The organism is Streptomyces lothianensis, from assembly GCF_047779955.1.
Classification (GTDB): domain Bacteria; phylum Actinomycetota; class Actinomycetes; order Streptomycetales; family Streptomycetaceae; genus Streptomyces.
In genome coordinates this window covers 1-20,288 of record NZ_JBLMKT010000065.1, presented here as the reverse complement: position 1 = coordinate 20,288, position 20,288 = coordinate 1, and the positions used below count along the sequence as shown (strand labels likewise).

24 protein-coding genes and 1 pseudogene are annotated in these 20,288 nt (G+C 69.9%); 8 read left to right on the top strand and 17 right to left on the bottom strand.

Translation table 11 applies throughout. From position 1 onward, the window contains the following. Positions 1 to 2 precede the first annotated feature (2 nt). From ACLF6P_RS22520 to ACLF6P_RS22495, 6 genes are all read right to left on the bottom strand, one after another. Complete coding sequence (locus tag ACLF6P_RS22520; protein ID WP_415952447.1) at positions 3 to 713, bottom strand: contact-dependent growth inhibition system immunity protein; 711 nt, start codon at positions 711 to 713, stop codon at positions 3 to 5. A gap of 8 nt (positions 714 to 721) precedes the next feature. After that, complete coding sequence (locus ACLF6P_RS22515) at positions 722 to 1,027, bottom strand: RNase A-like domain-containing protein (RefSeq protein WP_415952446.1); 306 nt, start codon at positions 1,025 to 1,027, stop codon at positions 722 to 724. Positions 1,028 to 1,038: 11 nt separating this feature from the next. Beyond that, positions 1,039 to 1,647: a hypothetical protein gene (locus ACLF6P_RS22510; RefSeq protein WP_415952445.1), complete on the bottom strand. Its 609-nt coding sequence runs from the start codon at positions 1,645 to 1,647 to the stop codon at positions 1,039 to 1,041. A 22-nt stretch (positions 1,648 to 1,669) separates the two neighbouring features. Beyond that, a complete protein-coding gene (locus ACLF6P_RS22505) occupies positions 1,670 to 3,421 on the bottom strand; it encodes an RNase A-like domain-containing protein (RefSeq protein WP_415952444.1) in 1,752 nt (583 codons plus the stop codon). Then, the gene (locus ACLF6P_RS22500) at positions 3,421 to 3,720 is read right to left on the bottom strand and encodes a WXG100 family type VII secretion target (RefSeq protein WP_415952443.1); all 300 of its coding nucleotides are present in this window, start codon (positions 3,718 to 3,720) and stop codon (positions 3,421 to 3,423) included. Before ACLF6P_RS22500 ends, ACLF6P_RS22505 begins: the two co-directional genes overlap by 1 nt. A 74-nt stretch (positions 3,721 to 3,794) precedes the next feature. After that, positions 3,795 to 4,199, bottom strand: a complete 405-nt coding sequence (locus tag ACLF6P_RS22495; protein WP_415952461.1) for a WXG100 family type VII secretion target — start codon at positions 4,197 to 4,199, stop codon at positions 3,795 to 3,797. A 222-nt stretch (positions 4,200 to 4,421) separates the two neighbouring features. Between ACLF6P_RS22495 and ACLF6P_RS22490 the strand changes: the two genes are divergently transcribed. Both ACLF6P_RS22490 and ACLF6P_RS22485 read left to right on the top strand, forming a co-directional pair. Then, complete coding sequence (locus tag ACLF6P_RS22490; RefSeq protein WP_415952442.1) at positions 4,422 to 5,075, top strand: hypothetical protein; 654 nt, start codon at positions 4,422 to 4,424, stop codon at positions 5,073 to 5,075. Positions 5,076 to 5,135: 60 nt separating this feature from the next. Then, positions 5,136 to 5,501 carry a PH domain-containing protein gene (locus ACLF6P_RS22485; protein WP_415952441.1) on the top strand — a complete coding sequence of 122 codons (366 nt, stop codon included), beginning with the start codon at positions 5,136 to 5,138 and terminating at the stop codon, positions 5,499 to 5,501. Positions 5,502 to 5,567: 66 nt separating this feature from the next. On the opposite strand, the gene ACLF6P_RS22480 is transcribed toward ACLF6P_RS22485, so the two are convergent. The 4 genes from ACLF6P_RS22480 to ACLF6P_RS22465 all read right to left on the bottom strand — a co-directional run bounded on the left by ACLF6P_RS22480 (position 5,568) and on the right by ACLF6P_RS22465 (position 8,847). After that, a complete protein-coding gene (locus tag ACLF6P_RS22480; protein ID WP_415952440.1) occupies positions 5,568 to 6,356 on the bottom strand; it encodes an alpha/beta fold hydrolase in 789 nt (262 codons plus the stop codon). A gap of 133 nt (positions 6,357 to 6,489) precedes the next feature. Further along, the gene (locus ACLF6P_RS22475; protein WP_415952439.1) at positions 6,490 to 7,617 is read right to left on the bottom strand and encodes a hypothetical protein; all 1,128 of its coding nucleotides are present in this window, start codon (positions 7,615 to 7,617) and stop codon (positions 6,490 to 6,492) included. Positions 7,618 to 7,858: 241 nt separating this feature from the next. Next, positions 7,859 to 8,044, bottom strand: coding sequence for a DUF397 domain-containing protein (locus ACLF6P_RS22470; RefSeq protein WP_415952438.1), 186 nt, complete (start codon positions 8,042 to 8,044; stop codon positions 7,859 to 7,861). After that, complete coding sequence (locus ACLF6P_RS22465; RefSeq protein ID WP_415952437.1) at positions 8,041 to 8,847, bottom strand: helix-turn-helix domain-containing protein; 807 nt, start codon at positions 8,845 to 8,847, stop codon at positions 8,041 to 8,043. The genes ACLF6P_RS22470 and ACLF6P_RS22465 overlap by 4 nt, the downstream gene beginning before the upstream one ends. Between ACLF6P_RS22465 and ACLF6P_RS22460 the strand changes: the two are divergent. Beyond that, a pseudogene (locus ACLF6P_RS22460) lies at positions 8,846 to 9,316 on the top strand (ATP-binding protein); the annotation flags it as partial. The gene ACLF6P_RS22465 and the pseudogene ACLF6P_RS22460 overlap by 2 nt on opposite strands. Before the next feature lie 83 nt (positions 9,317 to 9,399). Here ACLF6P_RS22460 and ACLF6P_RS22455 read toward each other — a convergent pair. Both ACLF6P_RS22455 and ACLF6P_RS22450 read right to left on the bottom strand, forming a co-directional pair. Then, on the bottom strand, positions 9,400 to 10,176 hold the full coding sequence (locus ACLF6P_RS22455) for a LuxR C-terminal-related transcriptional regulator (RefSeq protein WP_415952460.1): 777 nt from the start codon (positions 10,174 to 10,176) through the stop codon (positions 9,400 to 9,402). An 8-nt stretch (positions 10,177 to 10,184) separates the two neighbouring features. Continuing rightward, a complete protein-coding gene (locus ACLF6P_RS22450) occupies positions 10,185 to 11,471 on the bottom strand; it encodes an ATP-binding protein (protein ID WP_415952436.1) in 1,287 nt (428 codons plus the stop codon). A 238-nt stretch (positions 11,472 to 11,709) separates the two neighbouring features. Between ACLF6P_RS22450 and ACLF6P_RS22445 the strand changes: the two genes are divergently transcribed. Both ACLF6P_RS22445 and ACLF6P_RS22440 read left to right on the top strand, forming a co-directional pair. Continuing rightward, complete coding sequence (locus tag ACLF6P_RS22445; RefSeq protein ID WP_415952435.1) at positions 11,710 to 13,035, top strand: PspC domain-containing protein; 1,326 nt, start codon at positions 11,710 to 11,712, stop codon at positions 13,033 to 13,035. Beyond that, the gene (locus ACLF6P_RS22440) at positions 13,022 to 13,411 is read left to right on the top strand and encodes a hypothetical protein (protein ID WP_415952434.1); all 390 of its coding nucleotides are present in this window, start codon (positions 13,022 to 13,024) and stop codon (positions 13,409 to 13,411) included. Before ACLF6P_RS22445 ends, ACLF6P_RS22440 begins: the two co-directional genes overlap by 14 nt. Positions 13,412 to 13,500: 89 nt before the next feature. Here the strand turns inward: ACLF6P_RS22440 and ACLF6P_RS22435 are convergent, their stop codons facing one another. The 5 genes from ACLF6P_RS22435 to guaA form a co-directional block, all read right to left on the bottom strand. Further along, entirely contained in the window at positions 13,501 to 14,022 is a 522-nt protein-coding gene (locus tag ACLF6P_RS22435) for a DoxX family protein (RefSeq protein WP_415952433.1), read from the bottom strand. A gap of 171 nt (positions 14,023 to 14,193) precedes the next feature. Beyond that, complete coding sequence (locus ACLF6P_RS22430; RefSeq protein ID WP_415952432.1) at positions 14,194 to 15,459, bottom strand: hypothetical protein; 1,266 nt, start codon at positions 15,457 to 15,459, stop codon at positions 14,194 to 14,196. A gap of 167 nt (positions 15,460 to 15,626) precedes the next feature. Next, positions 15,627 to 16,412 carry a class II aldolase/adducin family protein gene (locus tag ACLF6P_RS22425; protein WP_415952431.1) on the bottom strand — a complete coding sequence of 262 codons (786 nt, stop codon included), beginning with the start codon at positions 16,410 to 16,412 and terminating at the stop codon, positions 15,627 to 15,629. Positions 16,413 to 16,494: 82 nt separating this feature from the next. Then, the gene (locus tag ACLF6P_RS22420; protein ID WP_415952459.1) at positions 16,495 to 17,106 is read right to left on the bottom strand and encodes a Uma2 family endonuclease; all 612 of its coding nucleotides are present in this window, start codon (positions 17,104 to 17,106) and stop codon (positions 16,495 to 16,497) included. Between the two features lie 115 nt (positions 17,107 to 17,221). Then, complete coding sequence (guaA, locus tag ACLF6P_RS22415; protein WP_415952430.1) at positions 17,222 to 18,811, bottom strand: glutamine-hydrolyzing GMP synthase; 1,590 nt, start codon at positions 18,809 to 18,811, stop codon at positions 17,222 to 17,224. A 419-nt stretch (positions 18,812 to 19,230) separates the two neighbouring features. Between guaA and ACLF6P_RS22410 the strand changes: the two genes are divergently transcribed. The 3 genes from ACLF6P_RS22410 (at position 19,231) to ACLF6P_RS22400 (ending at position 20,251) form a co-directional block, all read left to right on the top strand. Further along, positions 19,231 to 19,524: a chorismate mutase gene (locus ACLF6P_RS22410; RefSeq protein WP_415952429.1), complete on the top strand. Its 294-nt coding sequence runs from the start codon at positions 19,231 to 19,233 to the stop codon at positions 19,522 to 19,524. Positions 19,525 to 19,595: 71 nt separating this feature from the next. Next, complete coding sequence (locus ACLF6P_RS22405) at positions 19,596 to 19,838, top strand: FitA-like ribbon-helix-helix domain-containing protein (RefSeq protein WP_415952428.1); 243 nt, start codon at positions 19,596 to 19,598, stop codon at positions 19,836 to 19,838. Next, positions 19,835 to 20,251: a type II toxin-antitoxin system VapC family toxin gene (locus tag ACLF6P_RS22400; RefSeq protein ID WP_415952427.1), complete on the top strand. Its 417-nt coding sequence runs from the start codon at positions 19,835 to 19,837 to the stop codon at positions 20,249 to 20,251. Before ACLF6P_RS22405 ends, ACLF6P_RS22400 begins: the two co-directional genes overlap by 4 nt. Positions 20,252 to 20,288 lie beyond the last annotated feature (37 nt).

Sequence of the window (20,288 nt, the reverse complement as noted above, 5' to 3'; positions counted from 1 at the left end):
ACTCAGCCGTCTTCCCCATGGAGCTCCTCGCCGCGTCGAGGCAGGTACTCCGCCACGAACCGGCCGCCCAGCTGGTCCGCCACCAGCGCCAGCCACCCGCCCGCCGCATACGGCTGCGGCGGATCCACCTCCATGCCGAGTTCCGCCAGGGCGAGGACGTACTCGGCTTCGCCTAGGCCGAGGGCGATCAGTTCGTGCACCTCGCCGCGCAGACGGGCCACCAGCTGCGGGTCGGTCTCGGTCGCGTACGCGCGTACGGCCGTCTCGTGGTCCGGGAACTCGTCCGGCATGTCCTGCGAGAACCAGCCGCCCAGGAACTGGCCGAGCTCGGGGAAGCGGGCCTGCCACTCCCAGTGCGTACGGGGTGCGGACGCGGGCGGGACCGTGCCCGTCTCGATGCTCGCCTTGATGAGGTCGGCGATCGTGAACAGCCAGTCCTGGATGGCTGATTCGGGCAGGCCGACGTCCGGCACCGGATAGAACTCGCCGAGGTTCAGGCGCAGCCGGCCCGGAGGGTTGCGGGCGTATTCGCGCAGCTGGCGCTCGGCGGTGGCGAGCGCCCAGGGGCGGGTGTGCCAGGTGTGGCGGAGGTAGGCCCGGAGCGCCTCGCTCGGCTGCTCCGGTTCGTCGTCGGCGGGCAGGCCGAGGTACGCGCCGATCACCTGGTCAAGCTCGCCGTAGCGGCGGTCGAATTCGAGGGGCTTCATGGACATGCGGGCGCCTACAGGTAGATCGGGACGGTGGTGAGGACGACGAAACCGTGCGGGCTGTCCGGCTCGCGTTTGAGTACGACCCGCGCGGCCCGCACCTCCACGGCACCCCGGCCGGCCAGCATCATCGCCTGCAACAGCACCCGCCCGACGGGCTCCTCACGGGAGGGCCAGGCCGCCTCGATGGTGAGGCGGGGGCGGGTGCCCTGGGCGAGCCAGCGGTGGATCTTCTGCTCGTTGCGGGTGACGACCTGCTGGGTGGCCCACTGGGCGGTTTCGCGGTCGGGGTAGGTGGCGGATCTGGTCCGTACGGTCATGTCAGTTCATCTCAGCTTGCGTCGAACGACCAGATGAGGCCGATCTCGTCATCGGATACCGCGAGCAGGCCGAAGTCCCAGACGTACCGGCTCAGCGGCCAGCAACCCGACACCTTCTCGTAGAAGTCGGGATCGTCGCCACCATGACGGGTGTTGGTGAAGAACTCCGACCCGGCGGGGAACCGCGAAAGAATTGCTTCCGCATGCTGCTCCATGCCACCTCTGCGCTCGGCGAAGTCGCGCTGCCTGTTCACGTTCATCTCGTTGGTGGCCAGCATGACCAGGAGGCGCACGACCGAAGAGCGGGGGATTTCGAAGAGTCCCCCGCGCCACTGCGCGGCACCGTTGTCGTCCGAGGGCGGTACACGGAACGGGAACGCGGGATCCTCCAGCAGTTCCGGTTCCCCCACTTCGGGGTCCTTGCCTCGCCACCCGCGGGGATCCGCCACCTCCCTGCGCATGATCGCGGCGACATCGGGCAGCCAGTCCTCCCCGGTGCGCGGGCCGACAGCGATGAACGAGTACCGATGGCGGTATATGTCGACGGCGGCCGCCCACCGATCGGCGTCCGGACGCCCCGAGGGTCCGCGAGTCCGGCCGTGCTCGGTTTCGCTGTCCATCCGGGGGCCTCTCACTTGGGCATCACTTGGGCATCGAGCTGAAGACGACATAGGGCGGGTTCAGGTCCGGTTTATACAGCAGCCGGATCGCGACGCCATGTGTGTCCCCCACCTGCGAAGGCTTGCCATCATCGCCCACGGTCGAGCCGCGGCCGGTCACCGCATCGCCGGTAAGGGGCCCCTGAACAGGAATGGCATCGGTCTCGATCTCCTTCGTCGGGTCCGGTGGGTCCTCGTTCAGCCATGCGGTGATCTCATCGGTGTTGTCGCGCAGGCAGTACTGCGTGTACCGCTGAGCAGACTCGATGTCGGCATAGGTGGACGCACCCGGAATCTTGTACTCACCGTTCTGCTTCTGCTCGTCGCGGAGCCGCTGCAGCAACTGTTCATCGGTCTTCCCCACATGCTTGTCGATGGCGTGGGCTCCGCCCACTCCCTCCATCGCCGCAAGGTCCACCGAGTACAGATAGGGGAACTGGCTCTCCGGCAGCTGCCAGCTGTGCTCCTTCTTGAACTCGTTCAGGGAACGGGCACCGAATCCCTGCGCCCGCGCCCGTTCCGCCTGGAAGGTGGGCACGCTCAGGAGCGCCTCGTCGAGTTCGAACTCGAGCCTCGCCAGTTTGCCCGCGGCCTCGCTGAACGCCTCCAGGTACGTGTTGACCGCCGCGTCCATGGCCCCCTTGTCCATATGGGACCGGAAGGTGATGACGACCTCCGCGAAGGCGAGTGTGGCCGCGAGCCTGGTGAGCTCGAACAGGTCGAGGTCCACCGTCAGGTCCTTGACCGTCTTCCGCGTGGCCTCCTTGGCAAGCCGCGTGGTGGTCTCGGTGGTCCGCTGGCCCACGTCGGCCAGTTCGTCGAAGAGTTTCTGGATGGTCTCCGCGGTCTTGTCGAGCACCTGGATGACCGGGCGACGGGTCGCCGGATCGACGTTGCCCTTGGTCTTCCAGCTCCGGCCGGTCGGCTTGTGCGTCACGTCGGCACGCTGGTCGCGCACCTTCCCCCAGGCCGTGGCGCCCCAGATGGACTGGCAGAACGTCTTCATGGCGGCCTGCCACTCGCCGTTCCCCGTGGGATCGGTGACGTACGAGACGGCGTCCGTGAAGCCGTCCGCCGCCTTCTTCACATCCTTGGAGACATCGCGCCAGGCCCCGGCGATGTCGCGGAACTCGTCCTCCTTCACACCCGGCGTGATCTCGTGGATGCGCCCGAGCCGCAGAACCTCGTCGACCACCGGCTTCATGATGAACATGAGGAAGTCCGGGACCTCGCCCAGGATTCCGGAGATCGCCCACGAGTCGTGGTACTCGCCCTCGCCGCGCCAGGTGAGGTCGTTCAGCGGTCCGTACGCGGGATCGCTGTCGATCACCGCCGGCGGCTGCTTCTCCTCCGGCGCCTTGCCCTTGCGCTGGTTCGCGGCCCAGTCGGCCAGCGCGTAGTTGTTCGCGGTCTGGGTGAAGCCGACGGACACGCCGCCCACGGACACCACGCTCTTCGCCCAGAGCTTCATGAACTTGCCGGCGACGATGCCGTAGCGGTCGGCGAACGAGTCCGGGCCCCAGCCGGTGCCTGCCGACTGGCTGTACTTGTTCACGCGCTCGATGAACTTCTTCGCGCTTTTGTCGTACGCGAACTGCTCGTCGCGTACGACGAGTGATGTGAAGTAGAGGTGCTTCGGCTCCACGTCGAAGCTCCCGACGCCCTTGTTGGGCGGCACGGTCTTCGCCTGGTCGCGCTCCCGCTCGCGCTGCTTGTCGGAGGGCAGCTCGGCCATCAGGCGGCGCCCCAGCCCCGCAGCACCGCCCGGTGCGCCGCCGCGTAGTCGATCTCGCCGTTGACCACGACGTCGTGCAGCCAGGCCTGTGTCGCCTGCAGGTCGGAGGCCGAGTGGTCCCACTTGTCGAGCTCGTCGACGAAGACCTCGCGGGCCTCGCCCTCCCAGGTGAGTACGACCTTCTCCACCCGGCGGTACAGCAGATCGAGGCGCTCGTTGAGCAGCTTGAGGACGTCCTCCAGCTCACCGGAGAGGTTCTGCAGGGTCGCGAAGTCGACGGCTATGTGGTCTTCATCCACTGTGTTCCCCGTTCAGGGACGTGCGTCCCGTCCAGACACATGCACGGACATCCTGCGTCCCTCACATGTCCCGTTCAGAAATCCGAGAGGCGGCTGCGCGGGGCAGCCGGGGGCTCGGTGTTCGGCGTCGAGAGTTCCGCGGCCTCGGATTTCACCTGCGTCTCCGTCTGGATCTTGCGGAGCTGCTCCATGATGTCCAGCTCCTGCTCGGTGAACCCGTCACGGCTGAGCCGTACGGCCTGTTCCAGGCGCTGCATCACCATCCGGATGCGTACGGCGTCCTCGGCGGCCGCCCGATGCAGATCCCGGTAGGCGCTCGCCGCCGGACCGCGCCAGCCTGCCTCGACCTTGTCGACGATCGCGTCCATGCGCCGGACCTGCTTGTCCAGATAGTCCTGCATCCCGTCGAGATCGTTCGCGAGGTCCGTCAGGCGGTCGCTCTTGGCACGCAGCCTTGGGTGTCCGCCCGCGCCGCTCATGCTGTCCCCTGTCGTGAACTCCAGGTGCCCATATATCACTTCGGACACTTCCGTCACTCTAGCAACGTCGCTGGAAGCGTACGCCAACCGCTGTTCGTGCCCGCGTACCGGCGAGTGGAACCGGCCGCAGTCAGCTCCCCCGCACCGGATACGGTGACAAGGAACCCGAACCGGAAGCCACCCGCCACGGGCGTGCCCCGACCAGGAGACGGACCGCCTTCCATGCCCCTCCCTCCCCCACCGCCACCCACCCACCTCGCCACCTGGCCGGACCGCACCGCGCTGCTCCATGACCGTGAGCAGGCACTGGAGTTGCTGCGGAGGCGGAGCCTCGGAGTCGGGCGGCTTGTCGTGTTGTGGCTGACCGGGGTGCTCGCCGTGTTCGGGTGGGCTCTGGTGGCGATGCCGCTGATGCTCATCCGCGACAAGGACCCGATGTTCATCGTGCTCGGGCCGGTGTGCGCGCTTCTCGGGCTCGCTGCCCTCGCGCCCGCCGTGTTCATCGTCGTACGGGGAGCGCGGACCGATCGTCGCGTTCGCGAACTCACCGATGCGTGGCTCGCTCTGGACGAGGAGCGGGCCTCCGCGCAGGCGCTGCGCGCCCCCGGGCGCAGCCTCGCCTGGCTGCTGCTGTCCTTCGCCCCCTGCGCCGCCGGGCTGTGGGCTGCATTCGGCGGGACGTACGCCGCCCACAGCCCGTACGAGGCCGTGCTCGCGCTCGGATCGGGCACCCTGATCTGGCTGACCGGGCTGCTCGGTGTCGCCAAGGCCGTCGGGCACCGCCAGTGGGCGATCCGGGAACTGGGTCATCCCCGTCGGCCGGCTCCTCACCCGGAGTCGGGCGGGAACTCCCGTACGAACTCGGACGTTCACTGAGGGACACAGAACAATCGGGCGGCCGGTGGGCCTCGCCCGAGCGACACACGGGGGACCCCAGTGGCACTGTTCGGCAACGCGCACACCATCGACCCGGGCAAGGCAGCGCAGGAGTACGCGCGGCTGCTCGGCCAGGGCGAGCAGATATACGGCGCCTACCAGTTGATGCGTGACGCCATCCTGCTGACCGACCGCCGCATGATCTTCATCGACAAGCAGGGCCTGACCGGCAAGAAGGTCGAGTACCACTCGCTGCCGTACCGCTCCATCTCGCACTTCGCGGTGGAGACGGCCGGCCACTTCGATCTGGACGCCGAGCTGAAGATCTGGGTCTCGGGCAGCCCGACGCCGATCGAGAAGACCTTCACCAAGGGCGTCAACATCTACGAGGTGCAGGCGATCCTCACGCAGTTCGTGGCGCGCTGATGCGGTGTGTGGTGCGCTGATGCGGTGCCTGGCACGCTGACGCGGTTCGCGACGCGCTGACCGGGCTCAGTCTGCGGCGAGGAACGGGCCCAGTGCGGCGGCGAGTTCGGCCGGGGCGTCGAGGGCGATGAGGTGCGCGGCGTTGTCGAAGGTGACGAAGTCGGCCCCGGGGATCTCGTTCGCATAGCGCGCGGCGATGTCCTGGAAGTCACCGGCGTCCAGCTTGCCGATCCCGACCAGGGTGGGGATGTTCAGCGCGGAGAGCTCCCCGCCGACCGGGTCCTGGGAGTGCTCGCCCACGGTGTCCTGGTTCACCAGCGAGATCCGCAGCGGTTCGCGCAGGAGGTCCGCGAGTCCTTCGGCGACGTCCTCCCAGCCGCGGGCCGAACCGCGCAGCCACATGTCCAGGTTCACCTGGACCGCCGTGTCCAGGTCGCCCGCCTCCAGCGCCTTGGTCTCGGCCTCGTCGTACGCGATCATCTCGGCGCCCCAGTCGTAGCCGCGCCACGGCGGGGAGAACACCGCGAGGGAGTGCAGCCGCTCCGGGTGGGCGAGCGCGAAGTCGAGGGCGACCCGGCCGCCCCAGGACGCACCGACGAGCCGGACCTTGTCGTGCCCGAGGTGGTCGAGCAGCGCGAGCAGATCGTCGGTCTCGCGGAACGGCCCGCTCGGCGGCGCGGACTCGCCGAAGCCCCTCAGGTCGTAACGGATGACGGTGTGGCTCTGGGCGAGCGCGGGAGCGACGGCGTCCCACATCCGGTGATCGGCGATACCGGCGTGCACGAGAACCACCGGGGTGCCGGCGCCCTCGACGACGTAGGACAGATGACCGCGTTCATCAGCGAGTATGTGCATCCGAGGATCCTCACATCACGCCGACGATCCCGCCAGCGCATTCCGGCGTGGAGAACCAGGCTGGTGGAGATGTGATCAGGCGTTGGACGGTTCCCTGATGGCGGCACCCCGCGCGCTCCTCGGCGCGAACTCCCTACGTCGCCATGCGCGCTTCCCGCTTCTCGCCCTCGGACTGCTGTTCACGTCCCGTGCCGTGCTCGAAGACCTCGGAACCGGCAGCATCCCCGGGCTCCTCTTCACTGCTTACGCCGCCCTGGAGCACGTGAACTACTTCCACGTCCAACTGGTGCGAGGAACCCCGGCCGGTCGTCGCGGACGCCGTTCCCACCTTGCTCTGGACCTGGCCCGCAGCAGGCGATGAGCGCTGATCCTCCGCCGCGCGGCACGGTCGGCAGAGTCCGCCCGGGAGGGCCTCGGGGCGGCCCGGGCGGCCGCAGTCCGTGCACTCGACGAGGGTCGGGAGGATCCGGTGGGCGGGTACGGGCCCGGGAGTCTCCGGGGTGCGTACGCACTCGGGCGGGAGCTTGTCTCGCAGACGACGGGCGAGGAAGGCGCGGGGCAGGTGCACGCTCTCGGGCAGGCCTGAGGTCATGGCGTACGTGAAGCGCTCGGCATCGGGTTCGCGGGCCAGCCAGTCGGCGGCGAGGGGTTCGAGGGTGGCGCAGTCGGCCGCGGAGAGAGTCAGCCGCGGGTCGCGGAGGCCCAGGCGGGCGAGGCAGCTGTAGGCCTCGGAGTGAGTGGGCGGTTTCGCCGCGGCGGGGGACGCGGCGGGGGACGCGTCCGGCCCCGGCTTCGGCTCCGGAAGCGGCTTCGGTTCTGGCCCCGGCTTCGGCCCGGGCAGCGATCCCAGCTCCGGGTCCGGTGTGTCACCGTTCAGGAAGCGGGTCCACCACTCGTCAGTCCGTGCGGTGCGCGACCAGTACGTGTGGAACACCCACCGTGTCGTTCCGCTCTCGGCGGCGGAGGCGGAAACGCACTGCACGCGGCGCAGGTGCCCGGCGGCCGAGAGTTCCCTGAGCCCGGAGCTCACGGCCGCCTGCCCGTAGAGGGGCTGGCTGTCCGCGAGGGTCTTGATGTCCATGGCGGCCTGCTCGGGCAGGGCGTCGATGAAGCCTGCGAGATAGCGGGCGCGGGTGGGGAGGTGGGCGAAGGAGTCGCGACGGAGGGGGCTCGGATCGGTGACTCCGCGTTTTCCGTAGCCGGGGTTGGCCAGGGGGTGTGCGGGAGACGGCAGGGCAGGGCTAAGGTTTTCAGCAGCCACGAGATCGGTCCTGACGATCGAGTTGGTCAGACCTCGGCGGGTGTTGGTAGCACCCGACCGGGGTCGTTTCTTTTCGCGAACGCTAGAGGGTCGGCACGGTGTGTCGCAACCCGGTCGCGGAAAGTCATGTGCGCTGGCCGTGGCGGGAGTTGAGCGCGCGTCTGCGGGAAGGGCGGGAGGGTGGGTTAAGACCCAACCACCCATTCCTTACAAACAGCGCTCGGGTTTCGCGTCTCGGATCTCAGGCGCTGCGGACGTGTGTGAGGAACGCCTTCCATGCGGGTGCGGCGGTGGAGAAGCTCGGCCCTTGAGCGCCGAGCTTCGAGTCCCGGATGTGCATGCGGTCGGGGGTGCGAGCGGCTTCGACGCAGTCGCCGCCTTCGCTGTCGCTGTAGCTGGACTTGAACCACGTCAGGCGGGCGTTCACAACTCTGCGGCCACCTTTCTGATGAACTCGACCGACCCCTCAGGGCTGAGGGCATGCACGCGGATCATGTCATGGGCGCGAGCAAGCTTGCTCGCCTTCTCTCCTTCGGCGTACAGGGCGCTGGTCTGCGGCCCTTCCACGTACGCATAGCGCTCGTTGTCAGGTGTCTCAAGCAACACAATGGGGCCGTTCAGCGCCACTCCGTACGCTTGGCCGTAGGGCAACACCTGGATCACGACCTGTCGCAGCTTGCCCAATTCCAGGAGCTGTCGGAGTTGCTCTCCCATCACTTCAGAGCCACCGACCGGTGTACGGAGCGCCGCCTCGTACAACACGAAGCTGAAGAGGGCCGTCTTGCGCTCAACCATCGACTGCTGCCGCCTGATGCGGCCCGCGACACGCGACTCAACCATCTCGTCGTCAAGTGGCGGATAGCTCGCACTGATCAGCGCGTGCGCGTATCTCTCCGTCTGAAGCAAACCAGGAACGAGCAGCGGATGAAACTGGCTGACAGAAATCGCATCCCTCTGCAGCGCCATGTACTCCTGCGCCCGCTCGGGATGAGCTTCCGGCTTGAGGAACCCCTGCGCGGCGACGATCTTTCCGCCCGCCTCACACAGCTGGTCCGCGACCCGGAGCAGCCGCGTGGTGGGTTTCCGCCGCCCGTTCTCCATGGACTTGACGTAGTCGAGGCTGTATCCGGTCTCCTTGACCAAGGCCTCCCGCGTGAGACCAGCCTGCTCGCGCCAGAGCTTGATCTGGTTGCCGCAGTACCGCCACGCGAGATTCGTCTCCGTCGACATGTGCGCCTCCGCCGGGCCGTCACGTACTCGGCGAGTACAAATACCCGCCGTACACGCACTGTTACTCCCGAGGCTACGCGCGAGACGGGACGGTGACCTCGGCAATCAGGAAACCTCCCACGCAAGGAATGACCCGCCCATGCAGACAACTCCGCCCATGACCGATGTCGAGTGGCGCCTGCCGCGTCACGCCCGGAGCGTGGGGCGGGCCCGCCGCCTGCTGCGCGAGCAGGCGGGGTCCTGGTCGTTGCCGCCGGGGGTGGCGGACACGGCGGAACTCCTGCTCAGCGAGCTGATGACCAACGCGTACCGCCACGCGAAGGCGCCCGGCCGTGAGCTGCGGGTCCGCCTCGCGCTGTCGGAGGCGGAACTGCGGGTCGCGGTCACCGACGCGAGCGATGTGCTGCCCGTACGGCCCGACATGCCCGCTCCGTGCGACGAAACCGGTCGTGGTCTCCACCTCGTGGCCGCGCTCGCGGACGACTGGGGTGCCGAACCGCGGGCCTGCGGGGTGGGCAAGACCGTGTGGTGCGCGCTCCGGGTGCCGGGGGGTCAGACGAGGCGGCGGGCGGTAGCCCAGCGCGTCAGCTCGTGGCGGTTGGAGAGCTGGAGTTTGCGCAGGACCGCGGAGACGTGGGATTCGACGGTCTTGACCGAGATGAAGAGCTGTTTCGCGATCTCCTTGTACGCGTAGCCGCGGGCGATCAGGCGCAGGACCTCGCGTTCGCGCTGGGTGAGGCGGTCCAGGTCCTCGTCGACCGGCGGGGCGTCGGTGGAGGCGAAGGCGTCGAGGACGAAGCCGGCCAGGCGCGGGGAGAAGACGGCGTCGCCGTCCTGGACGCGGAAGATCGAGTCGACGAGGTCCGTGCCGGTGATGGTCTTGGTGACGTAGCCGCGGGCGCCGCCGCGGATGACGCCGATGACGTCCTCCGCCGCGTCGGAGACCGAGAGGGCGAGGAAGCGGACCGGGTTGTCGGCCGCGGACATCAACGAGGCGCAGCGGCGCAGGACTTCGACGCCGCCGCCGCCCGGCAGGTGCACGTCCAGGAGGACGACCTCGGGGCGGGTGGCCGTGATGACGTTGACCGCCTGGTCGACGTCGGCCGCCTCGCCGACCACCTCGACGCCCGTCGTCTCCGTACGGCCGATCTCGGCCTGTACGCCGGTGCGGAACATGCGGTGGTCGTCGACGAGGACGACGCGGACGCGGCGGGCGCCGCCCGTGCTCGTCTCCGCGCCCAGGCTGTCCGGCTGCTCGCCGGCACCCGCGCCCGCGCCCGTGTCGCCGCCGGTCCCGCTCGTACCGTCTGTACTGCTCATGCCGTTCATTCCGCCGCTCATGCCTCGGGCTCCGCCCTCTCCATCTCCAGCTCGACCTCCGTGCCGCCGTCCGGCACGGCGCGCAGCCGCGCCGTCCCGCCGTGGCGCTGCATCCGGCCGATGATCGATTCCCGTACGCCCATCCGGTCCTCGGGCACGGAGTCCAGGTCGAAACCCGGTCCGCGGTCGCGCACCGAGACGAAGACCGTGCGGCCCTCGACCTCGGCGAAGACCTGGACGGCGCCGCCCTCGCCACCGTACTTGGCGGCGTTCACCATTGCTTCCCGTGCGGCCTGCATCTGTGCGGTCAGTTTCTCGTCGAGCGGGCAGTCGCCCACGACGACGACCTCCAGCGGGACGCCGTGCTTGTCCTCGACCTCCGCCGCGGCCTGCTTGACCGATTCGGCGAGGGTCGAGGGTTCCTCGTCCTCGTCCTTGCCGTTGCCCTCCGGCTTGTACAGCCAGTTGCGCAGATCGCGTTCCTGGGCGCGGGCGAGGCGGCGTACTTCCGGCGCGTTCTCCGCGTTGCGCTGGATGAGGGTGAGGGTGTGCAGGACCGAGTCGTGTACGTGCGCGGCGACTTCGGCGCGCTCCTGGGCGCGGATGCGCATCAGGCGCTCCTGCGAGAGGTCCTGGGTCATGCGGATGACGTACGGGCCTGCGAGGAGCGCGATGCCGACGAGGACGGCGAGCGCGGCCTGGAGCACGGAGCCCAGCTCGCGGGCCGAGTTCTGCAGCACGAAGATGGCGGTCACGCCCGTGCCGACCAGGACCACCCCGGCCAGGGTGCGGGCGATGTTGAGAGTACGGCGCCCCCGGCCGACGGCCATCCAGCGGGCGCGGCGCGCGTTGTCCGCCTGCCGCCACACCAGGGCGACACCGGCGCCGACGAGGAGCATCGGCCACAGGTACGCGCGGGCCGGGCCCCCGACGTCGACGGTGCCGACGAACGTCATCGCGATGACGAGCATCGCGATGAGGGCGATGAACTGGCCCTTGTCGATCTTCCGCACGACGAGTCTGCGGCGGCCGTCCGGGCCGGTCTCCGTGGTCACGGCGTGCTGCCGCTCGGCGGTGACGCCGCCGACGCCGAGCGGCACGAAGAACCAGAACGCGGCGTACAGGAGCGCGCCCAGGCCGTCGGCCATGAACAGGCCCACAAACATCAGCCGCACCCAGAACACGGGCAGTCCGAGATGCCCGGCGAGTCCGCGCGCCACTCCCCCGAGCCAGCGGCCTTCGCCGCTGCGGTAGAGCTTGCGCAGCGGCTGCGGGTCCTGGGCGGGCGGTGCGGCGGCTGGCATGTGTTCGATCCTCACATGGGGGCGGGCCGCCGGGCATCAGGGTTCGGCCCCTAGACGTCCCTGATGCCCGGCGGCCCGCCGTCGGCAGGTACGGGCCCGGCCGCCGCCGTCGGCAGGTACGCGCCCGGCCGCCGCCGTGCGACGTACGCGCCCCCCACCACCCGTAAGGAGAATCTCAGGGTCCGACCAGGGTCGCCCCGCCTGCCACCGGGCGCCCGCAGCCGCCACCATGGAACCCATGAAGGATCACCACGACACCCGGGCTGCGGGGCCGCCGGGCGAGGCTCCCGGGGCCGGGCCACCACCCGCACGGCTGCGGCGCGATCAGGAGCACAAGATGCTCGGCGGCGTCTGCGCGGGTCTCGGGCGGCACTGCGACATGGATCCGGTGATCTTCCGTATCGTCCTGGCGCTGCTCGGTGCCCTGGGCGGCCTCGGCCTGATCTTCTACGGCTTCGCCTGGCTCCTGATCCCCGCCGACGGCGAGGACGAGAACGAGGCCCGCCGGATGCTGACGGGCCGCGTCGACGGCCCGGCGCTCACCGCGCTGCTGTTCGCCCTGGTCGGCTGCGGCGTGATGCTGTCGATGGTGAACAACGCGAACGTACTGTCCTTCGCCACGGTGCTCGCCGTACTCCTCGCGGGCGCCGGCTACTGGTCGAAGGAACGCCGCAAGGAGACCCCCTCGCCCGATGTGGCGGCCGCGCAGGCCGCCGCCGAGGCGCCGCCCGAGACGCAGGCGCCGCCGGTCTCCGGGGGTCCGTCGTGGTGGCGGGACCCGATCGTCAAGGACGGCACGCACGACGGCGGTACGGGATACCTGTGGGGTCCGCCGGAGCTCTCCGGCGTCGAGATCCCCGCGAGCGGGCCGGTCCGCAGACCCACCGGCGTCCCGGCCCCGCGCCGCGGCCCCCGCTGGATCGGCGGCTGGACCTTCCTGCTCACGATGGCCGCGGGCGTGATCGGCACGGTCGTCGCGGCCGAGGAGACGGGCCCGAACCCGGCCCTCGGCGCCGTCCTGACCGCCGGACTTGCCTGCGCGCTCGGCGTACTCGCGCTCGGCATCGCGGTGAGCGCCTTCCTCGGGCGTACGGGGGCGGGTTCGGTGGTGCTCGCGCTGATCCTGTCCGGGCTGCTCGCGGGCGCATCCGCCCTCCCGGAGGAGATCACCACCAACTGGGTGCACAAGCAGTGGCAGCCCGCCACGGTCGCGGCCGTGCGGCCCGCATACGACATCGGCTCGGGCAGCGGCACCCTCGACCTCAGCAAGCTGGAGCTGGACAAGGACCAGACGGTCACCACCAGTTCACGGATCGGCGCGGGACGGATCAAGGTGATCGTGCCGTACGGGGCGACGGTGAAGGTGGACGCGCAGGTGGGACTCGGGGACATCCGGCTGCCGCGCGACCCGGGCCTGCGCCCCGACGGCGACTTCGACGTGACCCCGGACGAACAGCGCCGCACCACCCTGGCGCCCCCCGCGGACGCGGAGGACGGCGGCACCATCACCCTCAGACTCGACGTCGGTCTCGGACAGGCGGAGGTGGCCCGTGCGGCGAAGTGACGAACGGACCTGGCTGCACCCGTTCCGGCCGGGCCGCCTCATCCTCGGTCTCGCGATGGGCGCGGTGGCGCTCGCGTACGGCGGGGAGGTGGCCGGCTGGTGGGAGACGGAGTGGTTCGCGGCGATCCCGATCGTGGTGCTCGGGCTGTTCCTGGCCTCGGTGGCCGGGACGATCACGTACCTCGTGGGGCACCGGCGCGGCGCCCGTGGCGGCGGCGGACGCGACGGGGCTGCGGGGCACGGGCCCGAGGCCGGTGGGCGGGCTGGTGCGGCCGGTGCGGAGGCCGGCGGGCGGGCCGGTGGCCGGGCGGGTGCGCAGGCCGGGACGCAGGCGGGTTGGCAGGCGGGTGAGCGGGGCGGCGAGGATCGGTCCTAGCGGCGCCGGATCACGTAGCGGAGCTGGATCCCGTAGCGGAGCTGGATCCCGTAGCGGAGCTGAATCCCGTAGCAGCGCCGGATCGGGCGCTACAGCCTCCGCCGCCGACCCCTCCACCACGCGTCCACCGACCAGTACGAGGCCCCCGCCATGATCAGCGGCAGCCAGGCCATCAGGTACGGAAGGTCGTTGCCGAAGTAGTACGGGGTGGCGGCCCAGCTCATCGTGAACCACAGGCTCATCGAGATCAGCGCCCCGCCGAGCGCCGCGACACGGGCGAGGAGGCCGAGCAGAGTGCCCAGGCCGACGGCGAGCTCGCCGAGGGCGATGGCGTAGCCGAAGCCGACGGGTGAGGTGAGGGCCAGGTCGATCAGCTGGTGGAAGGCGACATCGCCGCTCTCGTCGAGGAACCGCAGCTGCGCGCCGATCGAGCCGTCGCCCGAAGCCCGCATGAACCGGTCGTCGGTGAGTTTGTCGAGGCCCGCGTAGACGAAGGTGACGCCTAGGAAGATCCGCAGCGGCAGCAGGGCGTACCGGGCCGCGGTGTCGCGCCAGTCACCGGTGCTTCCGCCGGGGTCCCTGTACGTGCCGACCCGCAGGGTGTGCGCCATGGTGACCGCCGCCTCTCGGTTGACCCGTCAACGAACCTGCCGTCATCCGACCATACGTACGACAGGTGCCGATAGCTCACCAGCACGGGAAATGCGCGCGGGGACGGGCGTATCCGCCACCCCGAAGGCTCAGTCCGTCACCTCGAAGGTTCAGTCCGTCACCTCGAAGGTTCAGTCCGTCACCTCGATGGTGCACCGGTTCGACTCCGTGCCCGCCGCGGTGACCACCTGCACCTCGAAGCGGCCCGGCTCCACATCCGCCGGTACGGGCACCGTGAGCCGGGTGTCCGTCGGATTGGTGAAGCCGCCGGGCACCGGGACCAGCGGGACGTGCACCTGGACCGGTCCGATCCGTACGAGCATCCGGGCCAGCCGGTCCGGGCGCTGCGCGCCGGGCGGCACGAAGCCGGTGCCGCGGATCTCGATGTCGTCGCCCATGCGGATCGGCCCGTCGAGATCGCCGGCCTCCCGGGAGCGTACGACCGAGTGGATCACCGGACGGCCGCCCTCGGCCCACTTGCCGGCGAGATACGTGACGGCCGAGAGCAGCACGAGCACCGCAAGACCCCAGGGCAGGACGGGCAGCCGGCCGGGATCGCGGGCGAGGGCGACCGCGGCGAAGAGGAGGGCGGCGGCGTTGGCCACGGCGTACTGGGCGTCGGCGAAGTGGCCGCGGCCGGCGTCGTCGGTGAGGAGGTCGGCGGCGCGCGGGCGGTCGGCGGGGACCTTCTGCAGGTCCTGGCGTGCGATACGGACGGCGACCAGGCGGCGGACGGCGACGGCGATCAGGCAGACCGCGCCGAGCACCGTCAGGAGCCCGCCGTTGCCCGCGAGTCCGAGGCCTTCGAGCAGGCGGTCGCGAGTGCGCGGGGTGGTGGCGAAGGCGAGCTGCCAGGCGAGGAAGAGCACCGCGTACGCCGCGAGCAGCACCCAGGCGGCGGCGACCGTGCGGGAGGTGGAGAACCGATTGTCCTCACCGATGACGGGCGCCAGGACGCCGCCGCGTGCGCGGTGCACCTGGGCGGCGCCGGTGAGCAGGCCGCCCACGGCCACGGCGGTGAGCATGCCCGCGGTGCGCACGGCCGTCCAGCCGCTGCCGATCGCGGTGAGCGCCTGGACGAGGAGGAGGGCCGCGACCGGGCACCAGACCGTGAACAGGGTGCGCCGCCACAGCCGGTGCAGCCAGGCGGTGCTCTCGGCGCGGCCGCGTTCGACGACCGCGACCGCGGACTGGGTCAGCTCGTCCGAGACCCACTGGCGCGCGGCGCCCGCCGAGTACGCCACCGCCGCGGGCAGACCGAGGCCCGCCGCGAACCCGTCCCGTTTCGCGCTGAACTCCGCGACCGCCCGCCGGTGCCCCTCGCGCGCACCGTGCGGACAGTCACCGCAGGTGCACGTGCCCCCGTGCGTCTCCTGTCGCGCCACTTGCACAGCCACGCGAACTCCGTTCCATGATCGGTCAATTCCCTTGTAATTACGGGGGATTGTGCCGTACGCGAGGGATGCGCGGCCCAACCGGGCAGGTGGCGGAGGGTGACGGGGCCGGGCGCGGAGTTGACGCTTCGGCTCGGCGCGGACGCTCGGTCAGGTCGGGTCAGGCCGGGTCAGCTCAGCAGATCGGGCTCAGTGCGGCTGATGTCCTGCCACAGCGGCTGGTAGTTGATCCAGGCCGCGAGGTCCGTGCCGAGCTGTTCGCGGGTGGCGACGGCCTGCTTGTGGTCGATGAGCTGCGTACGGCCCGCGGCGCGCGCGGCGAGCTGGACCTGGCTGCAGCGGTCCATGGAGACGAACCACCAGGCGGCCGCGTCGACCGAGTCCCCGACGGTCAGCAGCCCGTGGTTGCGCAGCACCATCGCCTTGTGCGGGCCGAGCGCGGTGGCGATCCGGCGGCCCTCGTCGGGGTCCACGGAGACGCCGGTGTACGCGTCGTAGAGCGCGTGGTCCTCGTAGAAGGCGCAGCTCTCCTGCGTGATCGGGTCGAGGTGTTCGCCGAGCGCGGCGAGCGCGCGGCCGTGCACGGAGTGGCAGTGCGCCACGGCGACCACGTCCGGGCGTTCGGCGTGCACGGCGGCGTGCACGGTGAAGGCGGCCTGGTTCACGTGGTGGCGGCCGTCGACGACCTGGCCTCGGCCGTTGACGAGAATCAGATCGCCCACGGTGATGTGACGGATGGACATGCCGAAGGGATTGACCCAGAAGCAGTCGGTGAACTCCGGGTCCCTTGCGGTGATATGGCCGGATACGCCGTCCTCGTATCCGTACCGCCCGAAGAGCCTGAGCGCTCCCGCGAGCCGTTCCTTGCGGTGGCTTCGCTCCTCCTCGACGCTCTGGTGCACGGGCGGCATCGCGAACTGGAGGCTCTGCGCGGGTACGGGGGTCGGAGCGGTCATGTTCCCTCCCTGGCCAAGGCGTGATGGCCGGAAGTTACCGCTGGTTCACGCAGGAGAACAGAGCGATCGGGGGGAGATCCGGTCAGTCCCGCGGCCGGCGCCGGTTGATCGCGGTGAGGTCGATGTCGAGGGGGAACGGGACGGTGAGCTTCAGCTGGTCGTGATAGATCCCGGTGGCTACATAGGCCTTGACGGCTGGGTCGAGTTCGTAGACGTACACGACAGGCAGACCGTCGCGCTGCTCCACTCGCCAGAAGTGCCGCACCCCGGCGGCCGCGTACTTGCGGGGCTTGACCTCGCGGTCGCGCTCCTCGGAGTCCGGCGACACGATCTCGACGGCCAGGACAACGTCCTCGGGGTCGTACCACGTCTGGTCAGGGCCGGTGTCCGCCTCCGCCCGGTACACCAGCAGATCGGGCTCCGGGCGGTTCCGCTTGTTCAGCTTGATCGTCATCTCACGGTCGACATCGAAGCCGTCGGGAATCTGTGCCACGAGAGCGTTCTCGAACAAGAACATGGCTCGCGTATGGAACTTCCGCTGCGGACTCACGAAGACGAGACTCCCGTCGATCAGCTCGGTGTGCGGCGGGAGGTCCGGAATCCGGTCGAGGTCGTCAGCCGTCCATCCGCCTGCGGGCGGGATCGGCCATGTGTACTTCGGCTCGTCGAGCTCGTACTCATGCGCGGCGCTCATGATTGCTCCCATGGCCGGGATTCTGGTCCGTACGGCCAGCGTACCCACCACAAACGACAACGCCGCCGCTCAAACGAATGAACGACGGCGTCGGCGTTGACCTACAAGGGAGCGGTCACTCCCACTCGATCGTCCCCGGCGGCTTCGAGGTCACGTCGAGGACGACGCGGTTCACGTCGGCGACCTCGTTGGTGATGCGGGTGGAGATCTTCGCGAGGACCTCGTACGGCATACGGGTCCAGTCCGCCGTCATCGCGTCCTCGGAGGAGACCGGGCGCAGGACGATCGGGTGGCCGTACGTACGGCCGTCGCCCTGGACGCCGACCGAGCGGACGTCCGCGAGCAGCACGACCGGGCACTGCCAGATCTCCGCGTCGAGGCCGGCGGCCGTCAGCTCCTCGCGGGCGATCGCGTCCGCCTCGCGCAGCAGGTCGAGGCGGTCCTTCGTCACCTCGCCGACGATACGGATACCGAGACCGGGGCCCGGGAACGGCTGGCGCTGCACGATCTCGTCGGGCAGGCCCAACTCCTGGCCGACCATCCGCACCTCGTCCTTGAACAGCTGGCGCAGCGGCTCGACCAGCTCGAACTCGATGTCGTCGGGCAGCCCGCCGACATTGTGGTGCGACTTGATGTTCGCGGTGCCGGTGCCGCCGCCGGACTCGACGACGTCCGGGTAGAGGGTGCCCTGGACGAGGAAGGCGACCTCGGGGCCCTCCTCCTGGAGGATCTCCAGTTGCGCCTGCTCGAAGACGCGGATGAACTCGCGCCCGATGATCTTCCGCTTCTCCTCGGGGTCACTGACCCCGGCGAGCGCGTTCAGGAAGCGCTCCTCGGCGTCCACGACCTTCAGGTTGGCACCCGTCGCGGCGACGAAGTCCTTCTCGACCTGCTCGGTCTCGTCCTTGCGCATCAGACCGTGGTCGACGTACACGCAGGTCAGCTGGTCGCCGATGGCCTTCTGTACGAGAGCTGCGGCGACCGCGGAGTCCACACCGCCGGACAGCCCGCAGATGGCGCGCTTCTCACCGACCTGCGCGCGGATCGCGGCGACCTGCTCCTCGATCACATTGCCCATGGTCCACGTCGGCTTGATGCCCGCGCCCCGGTACAGGAAGTGCTCGAGCACCTGCTGCCCGTACGTGGAGTGCATGACCTCCGGGTGATGCTGCACGCCGTACAGCTTCTGCTCGTCGTTCTCGAACGCGGCCACCGGGACCAGGTCCGTGGACGCCGTGACGGTGAAGCCCTCGGGGGCGGCGCTGCACGCGTCGCCGTGCGACATCCACACCGGCTGCTCGGCCGGGGTGCCCTCGAAGAGGGTCGAGCCGGTCTTGGAGACGTGCAGACCGGTGCGGCCGTACTCACGCGCACCGTTGTTGTCGACCGTGCCGCCCAGCGTGGCCGCCATCAGCTGGAAGCCGTAGCACATGCCGAAGACCGGCACCCCGGCCTCGAACAGCGCGCGGTCCAGGCGCGGCGCGCCCTCCGCGTACACCGACGAGGGACCGCCGGACAGGATGATCGCGGCCGGGTTCTTCGCGAGCATCTCGGCGACCGGCATGGTGCTCGGCACGATCTCGCTGTAGACCCGCGCCTCACGTACGCGACGGGCGATGAGCTGGGCGTACTGCGCACCGAAGTCGACGACGAGGACCGTGTCGGGGGCGGGAGCCGTGTCGGGGGCGGCGGGGGAACCAGGCACTGTGTGCGGCCTTCCGGCGGGGGTGGGCAAGAAGCCAGGGGGCTGACGAGCCGGGGAGCACTGGCAGCCGTGAGGCTGAGCAGCATGCTTCGGCTCTTTTGTCGATTCTAACGGGGGTACGGGGGTGAGTTTTCGTCTCAGCATCCGAACCGTGTGACGCTCACCATGCGATCCGGGCGCCCCGCCTGTTTGACGTGCCGTGTGGGCGTGGGGCCATACTGAGCCCGTGACCAAGCACACCACCCTCGCGTACTTCGCGTTTACCTATGGCAACCGGCCCACCGGCTGCCATGGTCGTGCTGCTTGAGCAACTGACAAGCGACTTACCAGGCGCCCCGGGCCGAGAAGGCCCCGGGCGCTTTGTGCTTTCCAGGGGCCACGAGCGGACCGGGCCACCCGACCTTCCGAGGAGCCCACCCATGAGCACGACGACCACCGCCCTTGAGACCACCGGCGCCCGCACCGAGGACGCCGCCTCCGTCATCACCGACGCACGGGACCGCATCGACACCCTCGACGACCGCATCATCGGCCTGATCCAGGAACGGATGGCCGTCTCAGCCGTCATCCAGGAGTCCCGGCTCGCCTCGGGCGGCCGCCGCGTGAACCTCTCCCGCGAGATGGAGGTCCTCGCCCACTACCGGGACGCACTGGGCAAGCCGGGCACGTCCCTCGCCATGACCATGCTGGAGCTGTGCCGGGGGCGGATCTGAGGTGAGGGTGCGTCCGGCCTGCATACAGCGCTAGCATTGACTGCACTCCCTGCATACCTGAGGAGGTCGCTGTGGCCACATTGACGATCCGAGGGCTGGACGACACGGTCCACGCGCGGTTGCGCATCCAGGCGGCGCGGCACGGCCGGTCGATGGAGGCCGAGGTAAGGGCCATACTCAGCGAGCAGCTGGCTCCGGGCGACACCTCCCGCCCGCTGGGCTCGCGGATTCGGGAACGCTTCGCCGGGCCCGGCGGTGCGGAACTGGACATCCCGGCCCGCGAGGACACGTCGCGTCCGGCAGAGTTCGAATGATCATCCTCGACACCAACATCCTGTCGGAACTGGTGAAACCCGCCCCGCACCAGCAAGTCATCGACTGGCTCGACAGTCTCGTGCCCGACGAGGTCGCCACGACCGCCGTAACGGCGGCGGAGCTGTGGCACGGCGTACGCCGTCTACCCGACGGCAAGCGCAGAGCGGAACTGGCCGAGGGGATCGACGCGATGCTGTTCGACGACCTCGGCGGGCGCATCGAGGCCTTCGACACCGCTGCCGCCAGTCGCTACGCGGATATCGTGACCGCCCGCGAGAAGGCGGGGCGGCCCATCGCCACCGCCGACGCGCAGATCGCCGCCATCTGCGCGAAGCGCGGGGCGGTACTGGCGACCAGGAACGTCAAGGACTTCGAAGGCGTCGGGATCACACTGGTGAACCCGTGGGCGTGACCACGTGAACCCGTGGGCGTGACCACGTGAACCCGTG